This window comes from Paenibacillus lautus NBRC 15380 (assembly GCF_004000945.1).
In the GTDB taxonomy this organism is placed as follows: Bacteria; Bacillota; Bacilli; order Paenibacillales; family Paenibacillaceae; genus Paenibacillus_AQ; species Paenibacillus_AQ lautus.
Genome location: NZ_BIMF01000001.1, coordinates 568,319 through 581,415, shown reverse-complemented (window position 1 = coordinate 581,415; position 13,097 = coordinate 568,319). Strand labels below are relative to the sequence as shown.

Genomic DNA, 13,097 nt, shown 5'->3' with positions numbered 1-13,097 from the left:
CGCTGGACACCTCGAATGTTAGGATGAATTGCTATATCTTTCTTAACGCGTATAAACCTTTTCCCCTTGCACCCACACCTGGCGGATATGCTCAGGACGAGCCAGATACATGATCTTCTGAAAAATATCTTGTGCGTCTTCATTCTCATCAAAAATCGGCAGCTTGGCGGATGGAAGTCTCGTATCGATCACCTGCACATCCCACGCATAGTTTTCTTGAATGCGACCAATCGGCAGGCTCAGACTTTCACCGCCTCCAGCCGTAGCCAGATAGAATGCCTCATGGACCGTAATCCGCGACTCGGGTACGCCGCGAGCTTCCGCAGGAAGGGAGGTGTTCACGCCATCTTCCAGCATCCTCGAGGACATTACGGCCTGTCTTATATTATCGAAGAGACTGGGTGAGAAGCCGCCGGATAGATCAGAGCCTAAACCGATCTCCACATTTTTGGCATGGAAGCGAGCGACCGGGATGACGCTGTTGGCAAAATACGCGTTGGATATCGGGCAATGCGCGATCGCGGTGCCGGTGTCAGCGAATAATTCGGCATCCTGATCATCAAGGAAATTACAATGAGCCATGACCGATTTATCACGCAGCAGGCCAAAGTCATGCAAGGCAAACGCATCGTTTTTCTGGAATCGATTTTTCACATACCCGTGCGCCCAATCGCTTTCGCTGCAGTGGGATTGCACATATGTATCGTATTTATCGGCTAGCTCGCCTAAACCCTTCAGCCCCTTATCGGTACAGCTTGGAATGAATCTTGGTGTGACTACGGGGTACACGCCTTGTTTTGTGGTCTTGGCCAGTTCCTGTACAGCGATAATAAATTCCTCTGTATCCGCCAGCGCTGTGGATGTGTTCGCATCGCGGTAGTAATCCGGATTCTGCTCGGGATCGTCCATGACGACCTTTCCGACAAGTCCGCGCTGGCCTTTGCTCGCACAGATTTGGGCTAACAACAAGCTGGCTTCTTTATGCACCGTGGCAAAATAAAGGGCCGTCGTTGTTCCATTGGCCAGCAGGGTGCTTACCACATCGTCGTAAACCTTTTGCGCAAACTCGAGATCGGAGAATTTCGACTCCAGCGGGAACGTATAGGTGTTCAGCCAATCATAGAGCGGAATGTCCAATGCGGTTCCGGATTGAGCCCATTGCGGCGCATGAACATGCAAGTCGACAAAACCAGGCAAGAAATACTGTCCTTCCTCTAATCGATGAAAGCTGTCGCTGCCTTGATATGTATCCAGCAAGGATTGATAGTCGGCCTCTTCCGGTGCCACGACTCGCTCAATCATGCCGTCTCCATTGATGCAATAAAGATAGTCTCTCAATACTTGAATTTCTTTGAGAGATTTGCTTGAAAAAGAAGTCCCTTGAAATAATAACATATATTTACTCATACTTACCGCCTTAATGTTCGTTTTTTGGAGCGCTTTTGTCATTATAGTCCGTGGAAAAAGAGATGTCTATAGTTTAAAGGCGAATAGATGCAGGCTTGAGTCAAGTAGGATGATCGGTAAGCATGAAGTGCCCTTAAGGAAACATGAGGGCTATGATGAGTATAGGGTTCAGATGTAACTTTAATAGGAGGGGCATAAACTTGCACAGTAAATCTATAAGTTACTCCATGCAGTGTAATAGTAAAAAAAGAGCCAAGTTGGCTCGAATTATGTTGAATTCACTAATTCCTCGCCCTTGACTCTCCAAATCATCGCCCCGCTTACAAAAGTATTGGATTCTTTATCATATGTCACTTCTTGTGCGTCCAGCGTTTCGTTTAGATTCGTTGCAACCATATGAGCATTCTTGAGTTGGTAAATTGAGGTTTGGGCTGCAGTACCAACCGTAGCAACAATTTCATTGGTTCCGTCCTGGTCAACATCTGCTTCCACCGTATGTGCTTCAATTCGTAATACCTTTGGAGAATTTGTATCTGTTTGAATGTAGTAACTAATGGGGCAATTAGCTCCACATGCTCCGGTTACTTTTATATAATCATTATCCAGTGCATTAATTTGACTAACTGTGTACTGATCGGTATTTTGAGCGGAGTAACCAACATGACCAATTTCAAAAATATTCATTCCAATCTTTATTGCCGCAGTAACATTTTCATCATCTTGATTCTTTTGATAAAAATAGGTGGTGTAATTATCTATCTCTTGTTTGAGTATGACTTTGGTTAAGTCTGTTTTAACCATTTTTTTTAGTGGTTTTTCTAGGTCCACATCTTTGAAACGTAGGGCATATTGAATTGAATGTTTGCCCGTGTCAGATTCATTAATTGTTGAGTTAGATATGGGGACATCAGATGCCTGAGTGCAACCGGCGAGGAGAAAAAATACTGTTAACAACGTTATTCCTATTATTTTCATTAGGTCCCCATCCTTTTCAATAAGTTGGTTAACCATACTCATTTTTAGAGATAATTGATATTTTAGTCTGCAGATTTTATTATATTCGATATTTAAATTTGAAATGTTGATACTATGTTTTTCTTTAATTAAACATTAGTAACAATTTCGGATCATCTTAAAAAGTGTTGATCATGAAACTATACAAGAAGTTCAATCGTTACAAATTTCAACTTCAATGGCCAATAAATAAACATAGGCATGTCTATCGGTAAGAATATAGCAGCGAAGGATATTCAACTAGGTTCTGTTGTATATGCACTTAATTGAGTGATCTACGAGCCAATAACCATTGAGATGAGTGGGTTCATGATAGAAGGCTGCGGACGAGCACAGCATATTCGTGAGTTGGTTTAATCTGCTTCACGTATTGAGAAGTAAACCAGCAATCGTCTCCACTCTTGTACGATTTAATTACTTGATGTCTCTGTTGCAGTATCGTTGAAACGAATCACTTGTTCCATAAGTGACATTCCCGAACATGAGTGCATAATCTATGGATAAGTCTATGGACGAAGGGAACAGGGAATGTTCGCATCTTATTTTTAGAAAACCATCCCAGGTGGATCTGAGGGCTTCCCAACAAATAACCCCATTCAAGAAAAATAGCAACAAATACCGTTCGGAGATTGCTCTCATCGCGAATGCTTATCCGAAACTATATTGCGAACAGCTGGATCATTTGCGCATTCGGTGGAATTTATGCTAACGAGTGATACACCTGCGGTAAGGCGTTATTTTACACCCGGAAAGACCTGGTTACTGCCGGGAACAAAGAAGAGATGAAAAGAGTCATTCACTATTATTTGAACCATCCTGCTGAAAGAAAAGCCATTCAACACCAAGGCCAGATAACGGTCAGAAAGCATATGTATAAGCATAGAGCGCAGGAGATTATACAAGTCCTCAAGCGCAAAGGCATTATAACAGCGGACGACTAAAAAGAAGCCATGATCCCCGGCTTAACTCTTCGGGAGAGTGAAATACAGTGAAATTACAAACCAAGTCAAAGTCAAAATTGCACATCAAAAATAAAAGAGAAATGATCATAAACGAAGGGTATAAATATCTTTCAACACCTTATCGTTTGGGAGCAAAACCTTTTCAGACTGATGAATTTGACTGTAGTTCATTTGTTCAATATCTGCATAGTCATTTTTGCATACCTCTTCCCCGTACCTCCCGCCAGCAAAGTCTGCTTGGTAAGAAGGTAGAAAAAAAGGAGCTGCAACGAGGAGACTTGTTGTTTTTTACGAATCGATGGCGTTACAGGAGAAAAGGGACAAAGAGGGTGGCTCATATTGCTATCTACCTGGGGAATAACAAAATGCTTCATTCATGTAAGGAAGAGGGAGTAACCGTATCTAAATTAACCGAGATTATTAATGAATCCAAAAGCAAGCGGTGGATCGATTATTACCTCTTCGCAAGGAGAATTCCAGATTGCGTTGAGGATAAAATGGGGATTACCAAAAAATAGAATGGCAGGCTCTTAGTCTAAAGGGGAACAAGGCAGCACTCGGACGGATCTTCTATAAGGAATCCCAAATCGACTTTTAACGAGAAACTGACGTCAATCATATTGACGCCAGTTTCTTTTGTTAGATCGTGGGAATCAATGATTAACGCCGAAAGCCCCAAATCCCATAATATGACGGTTGAGATGTATAAAATCAGGGTATTGGGAGATGAATGGATACCATCATCAGGAGGCGATGAAGTGAACAAGAAGAACTACAAGTTGAAACATATGGCCGGAGCGTTTCTTGCTGGAGCCATGCTGTTTTCAGGATTTTCGCTGGCGGCTGCGAATCCCGAAGGAACCTTAGAAGCGATTAAACACACGACGTCTAAAATAAGCTACTACGTCAACGGCAAGGACCACTCGACACCTGCCGGCCAATTTATGAACCAAGGGACGGCGGCCCCGGATTCCATTATTCACAACGGCACGACCTATGTGCCTGTTCGCATGGTTTCTGATCTGGTTGGCCAACCGGTGTATTGGGAGCAAGCTTCCAGGACGATCTCTTTGGGACTTCCTGTGGTCAAGCTGTACAATGCGGCGGGCGAGTCTGTTGGTTCCGCTACCTTGGAACAGATCAATGACGGGGTGAAGGTAAAGATCACCGCATCGGGCCTCACTCCCGGCAAGCACGGATTCCATGTACATGAGAATGTGATCCAAGGTGGAGATTTTAAATCTGCCGGAGGGCATTTTAATCCAACCGACAAGCATCATGGCCTTGAGAATCCGCAAGGAAGCCATGTCGGCGACATGCCGAACCTGGTCGTAGGCACAGACGGTAACGCTGAAGCGGAGATGATCATTCAGCATGGAACCCTTGAAAAGGACCAGCCGAACACGGTACTGGGACGTTCGCTGATCATTCATGCCGGCGAAGATGACGGCGTAACCGATCCATCGGGCAATTCCGGCGACCGTGTGGCCGGAGGAAATATCCCGGAGTAACCTGACGAGCTGCAGGTATATGCGGTATGTAACACGTATGAAATGCCGACGAAAACGCATAAAACCGAAGACTTAACATGAAGCGCCCTTGCTAATGCTGTAATGGTTAGCGGGAGGGCGCTTTTTTGCCGTTCTCTCCTTAAATCAATAGGATAATTGTGAGTGATATTTGGAACATTTGCGAGAATTACGAATTGGGAAAATGTCTATCGGCGAACGAATTGAACGAGCAAATAAGGGGACGATGACTTATGAAGGGGATTTCAAAGAATGGTCACATCTAAATAACTTAAATATTCAGATGAAGCATTTGAAAATATGCTAATTGCGACTACGTAAAGGTGTGACGAAAGATACCATCTTTGACGGTTTGTAAATTTGATTTCCGTTATTGTGAACATTGATTCAAGAGGATTCGAAGAGTCCAAAGGCTTCGCATTACAGATCCTGTCTGATTTGCTATAATGGGACGAAAGTGGAGTGTAGGGAGGAAGCGTTTAGGTTGAAACAGGTCACGATCTATGACATTGCCAAGGAGGCAAAAGTATCGGTAGCAACAGTGTCCCGGGTACTGAACGACACTGCTCCGGTTAAGGGGTCTACCCGTGCCTTGATTGAAGATATTATTAGAAAATATAACTTTCAGCCTAATGCGATGGCCAGAAGTCTTCTCAAAAAAGAGACGGGAATTATCGGCGTGATCGTGCCCGATCTGACCAACCCCTTTTTCCCTGAAGTGCTAGCTGGAGCGGAGCATGAAGCGCAGCAGTCAGGTTATACCTTCCTGCTTAGCAATACGGTCGGCGACTATGGGAAGGAATCAGAGTATCTCAGCATCATGCGGGAGAAACGGGTGGATGGTACTATATTTTTAGGTGGGAGAATTAATCTGAAGTCCTGTGAAGAGCATTTGGTGCAGGAGCTTGTGCAGTATGCCGGCGTCATTCCGACCGTATTGGTCAATGGACGCTTGCGTAATACCGATTTGGTCCGGGTGGCTACGGATGAATCGGCGGGAGCCGCTCTGGCCGTGCAGCATTTGATTCAGCTTGGGCACAATGAAATAGGTTTCATTGGCGGGGAAAGTCACATGACGACAACGTCGATCAAGCTTCGGGCATTCCGAAAGGCCATGAAGGAAGCCGGACTGGATATTCGGAATGAATGGATCCTGCCGGACAGCTTCTCCATTGATTCCGGCAAGCGCCAAATGCTGAAACTGCTGGAGATGAAAGACCGACCAACCGCTGTGTTTTGCGTTAATGATTATACGGCGATCGGTGCGATCAAGGCAGCGGCAGAGGTGGGAATGACAATTCCGGATGATATGTCTATTGTCGGGTTTGACGATATTCCGTTGGCTCGCCATTTCATCCCAGAACTTACTACGGTATCGCAGCAGGCCAGTGATCTCGGCCGGACGGCCGTTCAAGTGCTAAAAGCCATGATGAACGCCCAAAAAGTCAAAAAACATACCTTGCTCGAGCCTCAGTTGATCGTTCGGCAAAGCTCGTCCCGTAAGGGATAATCCCATTTGCAGCAATCTTAACCATACGATCCTCCTTCAGAAGTATCCAGCCCGATTCGTCGGCTGGGTGCTTCTTTTTTTGCCTCAATAACCACTCTGGAAAAAATAAACTTTTATATTGACCAGATCTAGGAAGCTGGCTATAATGAAATGGGTTTCATGAAAACCCTTACATAAAATAAAAGAGTGGTTCGAACATGCTGGGTTTTTGCAAAAAGTTCTTTCTCAGATCCTTATATAATGGCGATTGCCGTTATATAAAATTTCATTCCGGGGGAGGTGCAAGTCGATTTTTTAACCGAAACGTCTTGCTTTTTATTCGTGCAAAAGTCATGAAGGGGAGTGTGCTAACAGTGAACCAGATGAGATTTATGAAGCTGATGTTCGTCCTTTTAATAACAGCTATGTTGACCATTCTGTCTGCATGCAGCGGCGGCGGCGGGGGGAATTCATCGGCAAACGAGAAGCCGGCCGTTACGGAGAATGAACCAGCCCCGGCCGCGAAGCCAGAACCCGAAGCCGCTCCGGCCCCGGAACCGGAAGAACCTGCAGCGGATTTGGGCGGGAGAGAAATTCGGATCTCCCATTGGTGGGATGCCACCCCCGAAGGAGATTCCGAGGCTGATGAATTGGCCCGTGAAAGAATCAAAAATGTCGAGGAAAAATACAACGTAAAAATCAAGTATCTCAATACGGAATACTGGTCAACTCCGGAAAAGCTGTCGTCCTCTGTCATGGCTAATGATCCTTTTGCAGAGATTGTCCGTCTGCCGGACGGATTCATCTGGGGACTGATGCAGGGCGGATTCGTGACACCGCTGGAGGATTACCTGAAAGATACGCGCATAGCTCCGGATGTGGTCGATGCCATGCGATTCGGCGGCGAGCATGTATTTGGCTTGGAAGGCTGGTACAACCCGAACGACAGCGGAGTCTTTTACAATAAACGGATATTCAGGGAAGCCGGCCTAAAGGATCCGCAGCAGCTGATGGATGAGGATAACTGGAACTGGAATACCATGCTGGACGCGGCGAAAAAATTGACCGTAGATCATAACGGAGATGGAAAGCCGGACCAATACGGACTTGCCGGTGCTCACTACGTGCTCTCAGAGCTGCTGATCGCAAGCAACGGTGGACTCATCTACGATGAAGCAAACAAAAAAGTAACGTTTGATTCTCCGGAATCAATGGAAGCGCTTAACTATCTGCACGCCCTCTATAACACACATAAGGTTGTAAAGGCGAATGAAGGAAACGACTGGGAAGACCCGGCGAAGTATTTCGCGGAAGGTACCATCGCTATGTATCCTGGCGGATTGTGGGAGATCGAAGGACGGATCCTCGACAAGATGAAAGATGAGTGGGGTTACTTGTACTTCCCGAAAGGGCCTCAAGCGAACACTTACTTTGATCCGCTCGGTCAAACCGCAGCCTATGTCATCCCAAAAGGAGTTAAGGACGCTGACGTTATCGTAAAGATTTGGGAAGATCTGCAGGACTTTGATAACTGGGAAGAAAACCGCAGATTGTCTCTGGAAAATGTACTGCCGGATGAAGCCTCACTTGCCAATGCGATGAATGACGATGGCAAAGCGCAGCGGGTATTCGGCGGTCGCTTCGGCGGCCTCGGTATTAAGGAGCATCTCGATTCTGTCACCGAGAAGTTCGTGAAAGGCGAAGTTACACCATCTACAGGTGTTGCTCAAGTCATCGGGCCGGCACAAGCGTCTGCTGAGAAGGTACTGAAGGGTGAACAAGACACAGACAAGAAGGAATAAGGATGCATTGACCTTACAGGCAACCGTCAGATTCTCCACGGGTGCTGGGGAATCAGGCGGTTGTTACCCAAATTAAGATTCCGCTAGTTTGCATAAAGGGGAGAGTTAGGTGAGAATCGCCTTTACCAGAACAACCGCTGCCAGGCTGATGGTCATCATGATGATGATTCTAATATTGGTTTTCCCTATATCTCAGTCCGGCGTAATTGCAACCGAACGTGTGAAGAGTACCGAAGCAGATGTCGCGAGCAGCGAGAGTGTCATCATGAATGCCTCAGAGGATAGTTATGATGCCTATTTGCAGCGGTACCAGGATGAGAAGCTGGCCCAACAGGAGATTGTGATTCAGGGTAAGGACTACAGCGATTCGGACCGAATGAGTCCTGAGATCATCCGAGAACTGGGCGGAGAGACGGGAGAATTCGTCAAGATGGGGGACATCGGTTCGATGGATTGGGAGTTCGAGGTGCCTGAGACCGGCTTATACCATATCGCCGTCCGTTATTTTCCCATTGAAGGCAAAAGCTCAGCCATTGAAAGAGAGCTGTTGATTGACGGAGCGCATCCGTTTGCAAGCGCCAGAAATCTGACGTTTCAGAGAGTATGGAAAAACGAAACAGATGCCATTGCGAAAGATAACCGCGGCAACGAGCTCCGGCCTCGTCAGGTGGAATCACCAATGTGGCAGGAATCACTGTTCCGGGATACGGAAGGATATTATGAGGAACCGTATGTATTTTATTTTTCAGCCGGCAAGCACACGTTGACACTACGCTCGTCCAGAGAGCCTATGGTCATCGACTACATAAAAGTTTTTGGACATGATGCTCCAGCTGCATATGAAGAAGTGAAGGCCGGCTACAAGTCCAAGGGGTACAAGGCGACCAGTGGACAGCTCATCAAGATTCAGGGAGAGCATGCTGCGTACAAATCATCACCGACCTTATATCCGATATCCGACCGTTCCAGTCCGGCTACCGAGCCTTATGACGTATCAAAGATCCGAATGAATACGATCGGCGGCAACAACTGGCGGGTGCCAGGCCAATGGATCAGGTGGAACGTGGACGTACCGGAGGATGGATTATACAAGATTGCGATCAAGAACCGACAGGAATTATTGAGAGGCGTCTATTCCACGCGATCCTTATGGATTGACGGAGAAATTCCGTTTAAAGAAATGTCTCAAATCCCATTTTATTACGACTCGGATTGGCAGATGAACGTGCTGGGAAGTGCAGAAGAGCCTTATTTATTCTATCTGACTAAAGGGCAGCATGATCTGAAGCTGGAGGTCAGCCTGGGCTCGATTGCACCTCTGATTCGGCAGGTGGAATCCAGTTTGCTGGAGATCAATGCAATGTATCGAAAAATATTGATGATTACCGGTAATGTTCCGGATCCCTACCGGGACTATCAATTAGATAAACAGATCCCCGACATGGTGAAGGTGTTCCAGGAGCAGAGCGACATTCTGTCCGCGGTCTCAGAGGAACTGGTAAACCTGACGGGGGAGAAGAGCGACAAGACAGCCACCTTGAACAAAATGGCTTATCAACTGGAGGATATGGCGAAGAAGCCGGAAACCGTTCAGAAGCGCCTGTCTCAATTCAAGATTAATGTCGGCAGCGTGGGTGCCTGGATCCTTCAAGTAAGAGAGCAGCCGCTGGAAATCGACTATCTGCTTCTCGCCTCGCCGGATGTAAAGCTCCCCAAAGCGGATGCATCAGCCGGGGATAAAGTCGTGCATGAGGTATCGTCCTTCTTCTATTCTTTTTTTGAAGACTACGATACGATCGGGAACACGGAAGACTCAGGGGAAGCCATCACCGTATGGATCGGGACGGGGCGCGACCAAGCGCAGGTGTTGAAGGCGATGATCGACGACACGTTCACGCCGCTCACTGACATCGGAGTCAATCTGAAGCTGGTCAACGCGGATGTGCTGTTACGGGCTTCGCTGGCGGGAGAAGGACCGGATGTGGCGATGCAGGTCGGAAATGAGGTGCCGGTCAACTTCGGTATGCGGAACGCAGCCGAAGATTTGAGTAAATTCCATGATTACGAATCCGTGGTGAAGCAGTTCCGGGACAGCGCCATGGTTCCTTACCAATTTGAGGATCAGGTCTTTGCTTTGCCGGAGCAGCAAATTTTCAACATGCTCTTTTACCGCAAGGATATTCTGGAGGAACTGAATCTGGAACCTCCGCAAACGTGGGACGACGTATATGCGATGATCCCGGTCCTGCAGAAGCATCATATGGATCTGGCGCTGCCGATTGCGCAGACGACGGGAGTGCCCGTGCTGGAAGCCAACCGCACCTTCGCCATGCTGCTGTATCAGCATGATGGGTCCTTCTATCTCAATAACGGTGCCAAAAGCGGTCTGGATACGGAGATTGGACTGAGTGCATTTAAGAAGTGGACCGACTTCTACACCAGCTATAAGCTGCCACTGATCTTTGATTTTCCGATGCGCTTCAGGACCGGCGAAATGCCTGTGGGCATTCAGGACTACACCTTCTACAATTACTTAACCGTATCCGCCCCGGAGATTAAAGGATTGTGGGAATTTGTTCCCGTTCCAGGAACGAAACAGCCGGACGGCACGATCCGCCGTGACGTCGCCAGCGGTGGCACAGCAGCGGTCATGCTCAAGCAGGCCAAGAACAAAGATGCGGCTTGGGAGTTTATGAAATGGTGGGTCAGCAAGGATACTCAGGTTCGATTCGGAAGAGAGATGGAGGGGCTGATGGGAGCTGCGGCTCGTTATCCTACTGCCAATATCGAAGCGCTTCGGGAGCTGCCATGGCCGGAGCGGGATTACCGCAATCTCGAAGAGCAGTGGCAGTGGGTGCAGGGTGTGCCTGAAGTCCCGGGCGGATACTTCACAGGAAGACATTTGGACAATGCTTTAAGGGAAGTCATCAACAACGGAACGAACACGGCGGATGCCTTATACGATTACGTACAAGAAATCGATTATGAAATCAGGGAAAAAAGAGACGAGTTCAATTTGGACTGAAGGGACTAGGGGTGATCCTTTTGCAAGAAACGAAAATAGCGGCCGGGGCCACAGCACAGCCCCAGCCGAAGGGCCGTCCTGCAGGTCTGGATAGTAAGTGGGGGCTGTTCGCCAAGGATATGAAGAGGGATAAACACCTGTACGTCCTTCTGGCTCCTTATATGACGTTGTTTCTATTATTTACGGTGCTCCCGGTCGTTATCTCCATTTTTTTCAGCTTCACGCATTTCAATATGCTTGAATTTCCCCGCTGGATCGGTTGGGAGAACTATTCCAAGCTGCTGTGGAATGACGATGTGTTTCTGATCGGCCTGAAGAATACGCTGATCTTTGCCGTCATTACAGGCCCGGTCAGTTATATTGCCTGTTTCGTGTTTGCATGGTTGATCAATGAGCTGAATCCGAAGGTCCGGGCATTTATGACACTCGTGTTTTTTGCTCCTTCGATTTCGGGCAACGTCTTCTTTATCTGGCAAATTATTTTTTCCAGTGATTCGTACGGCATCATTAACGGTTTTCTGATGAAGATCGGAGTCATTTATGAGCCGATTCAATGGCTTCAGGATCCGCAGTATATGCTTCCGATCATTATTCTGGTTCAACTGTGGCTAAGCCTGGGCACCAGTTTCCTGGCATTCATCGCCGGCTTGCAGACGGTGGACCGCACGCTGTATGAAGCGGGTGCCGTGGATGGCGTAAAAAACCGATGGCAGGAGCTCTGGTATATTACGCTGCCCTCCATGAGACCGCAGCTCATGTTCGGTGCTGTCATCCAGATTACGGCTTCCCTTGCCGTCGCCGATGTTGCAATGGCACTTGCAGGCTTCCCAAGCGTGCAGTACGGAGCGCATACGATCGTTACCCACCTGGTGGACTATGGCACAATCCGGTTTGAAATGGGGTATGCCTCCGCCATTGCTACCGTGCTGTTTATTCTGATGCTGGGTACGAATCTGGCCGTTCAAAAGTTGCTCAGGAGGGTGGGGGAGTAGGCGAAATGAAATTAGCCATTCGTGCCAAAAAAAGAGTGAACCGATCCTGGCAGGTCGACCTTATGCTGTTTCTTGTGCTGGGCGTATTCGGTGCTTTTATGGCGATACCGTTGATTTATGTCATCAATAATGCATTTAAGCCGCTCGATGAGCTGTTCATATTCCCGCCTACGTTGTTTGTGAGGAACGCCACGTTTGAGAATTTCTCGGATTTGTTTCAAGTCATGAAAAACTCATGGGTTCCCTTTTCGAGATACATTTTCAATACGTTTTTCATTACGGCGGCCGGCACCGTAGGACATATTTTGCTGGCTTCGGCGGCCGCTTACCCGCTGGCGAAGCATAAGTTCCGCGGCCATAAAGTCTTGTTTACGATCATTGTGCTATCGCTTATGTTTTCCCCGCATGTGACGGCCATTCCGAACTATATGATTATGTCTACCCTGGGATGGATCGACACCTACAAGGCGGTCATCATTCCGGCATTTGCCTATCCGCTTGGCTTGTATTTAATGAAGCAGTTTATGGAGCAAATCCCGGATGCCCTGCTGGAAGCCGCCAAGATCGACGGCGCCAGCGAGTACCGGATTCTATGGCAGATCGTGATGCCGCTCGTGAAGCCGGCCTGGTTAACGCTGCTGATCTTGATGATGCAGATGCTGTGGGGCACGGACGGAGGAAGCTTTATCTACAGCGAGCAGCTGAAGACCATGCATTACGCCATGGGTCAGATTATTCAAGGCGGGATCGCCCGTGCAGGGGTCGGAGCTGCAGTAGCTGTGGTCATGATGTCCGTGCCGATTGTGACGTTTATCATTTCTCAAAGCAATGTGATTCAGACGATGGCTTCGTCCGGCATGAAGGACTAAAGCGATGG

Annotated in this window: 9 protein-coding genes and 1 pseudogene; 8 read left to right on the top strand and 2 right to left on the bottom strand. The window is 47.6% G+C overall.

Translation table 11 applies throughout. The features are described 5' to 3' along the window. Positions 1 to 42: 42 nt before the first annotated feature. Positions 43 to 1,407 carry a guanine deaminase gene (gene guaD / locus PLA01S_RS02500; protein ID WP_127589904.1) on the bottom strand — a complete coding sequence of 455 codons (1,365 nt, stop codon included), beginning with the start codon at positions 1,405 to 1,407 and terminating at the stop codon, positions 43 to 45. Between the two features lie 267 nt (positions 1,408 to 1,674). Then, positions 1,675 to 2,382, bottom strand: a complete 708-nt coding sequence (locus PLA01S_RS02495; protein ID WP_127589903.1) for a hypothetical protein — start codon at positions 2,380 to 2,382, stop codon at positions 1,675 to 1,677. A gap of 782 nt (positions 2,383 to 3,164) precedes the next feature. Between PLA01S_RS02495 and PLA01S_RS32970 the strand changes: the two are divergent. The 8 genes and pseudogenes from PLA01S_RS32970 to PLA01S_RS02455 form a co-directional block, all read left to right on the top strand. Continuing rightward, positions 3,165 to 3,362, top strand: a pseudogene (locus PLA01S_RS32970) (glycosyltransferase family protein); the annotation flags it as partial. Positions 3,363 to 3,409: 47 nt separating this feature from the next. Further along, entirely contained in the window at positions 3,410 to 3,901 is a 492-nt protein-coding gene (locus PLA01S_RS02485) for a C40 family peptidase (protein ID WP_127589902.1), read from the top strand. A gap of 171 nt (positions 3,902 to 4,072) precedes the next feature. After that, a complete protein-coding gene (locus PLA01S_RS02480; protein WP_246059278.1) occupies positions 4,073 to 4,894 on the top strand; it encodes a superoxide dismutase family protein in 822 nt (273 codons plus the stop codon). A 502-nt stretch (positions 4,895 to 5,396) separates the two neighbouring features. After that, positions 5,397 to 6,422, top strand: coding sequence for a LacI family DNA-binding transcriptional regulator (locus PLA01S_RS02475; RefSeq protein ID WP_127589901.1), 1,026 nt, complete (start codon positions 5,397 to 5,399; stop codon positions 6,420 to 6,422). Positions 6,423 to 6,784: 362 nt separating this feature from the next. Then, positions 6,785 to 8,203, top strand: coding sequence for an extracellular solute-binding protein (locus tag PLA01S_RS02470; RefSeq protein WP_246059300.1), 1,419 nt, complete (start codon positions 6,785 to 6,787; stop codon positions 8,201 to 8,203). A 109-nt stretch (positions 8,204 to 8,312) separates the two neighbouring features. Next, positions 8,313 to 11,228 carry an extracellular solute-binding protein gene (locus PLA01S_RS02465; protein WP_246059277.1) on the top strand — a complete coding sequence of 972 codons (2,916 nt, stop codon included), beginning with the start codon at positions 8,313 to 8,315 and terminating at the stop codon, positions 11,226 to 11,228. Positions 11,229 to 11,347: 119 nt separating this feature from the next. Further along, positions 11,348 to 12,220 (top strand): carbohydrate ABC transporter permease, encoded by an 873-nt coding sequence (locus PLA01S_RS02460; RefSeq protein WP_127590092.1) that lies wholly within the window; start codon positions 11,348 to 11,350, stop codon positions 12,218 to 12,220. Positions 12,221 to 12,225: 5 nt separating this feature from the next. Beyond that, entirely contained in the window at positions 12,226 to 13,089 is an 864-nt protein-coding gene (locus tag PLA01S_RS02455; RefSeq protein WP_127589899.1) for a carbohydrate ABC transporter permease, read from the top strand. Positions 13,090 to 13,097: the final 8 nt, after the last annotated feature.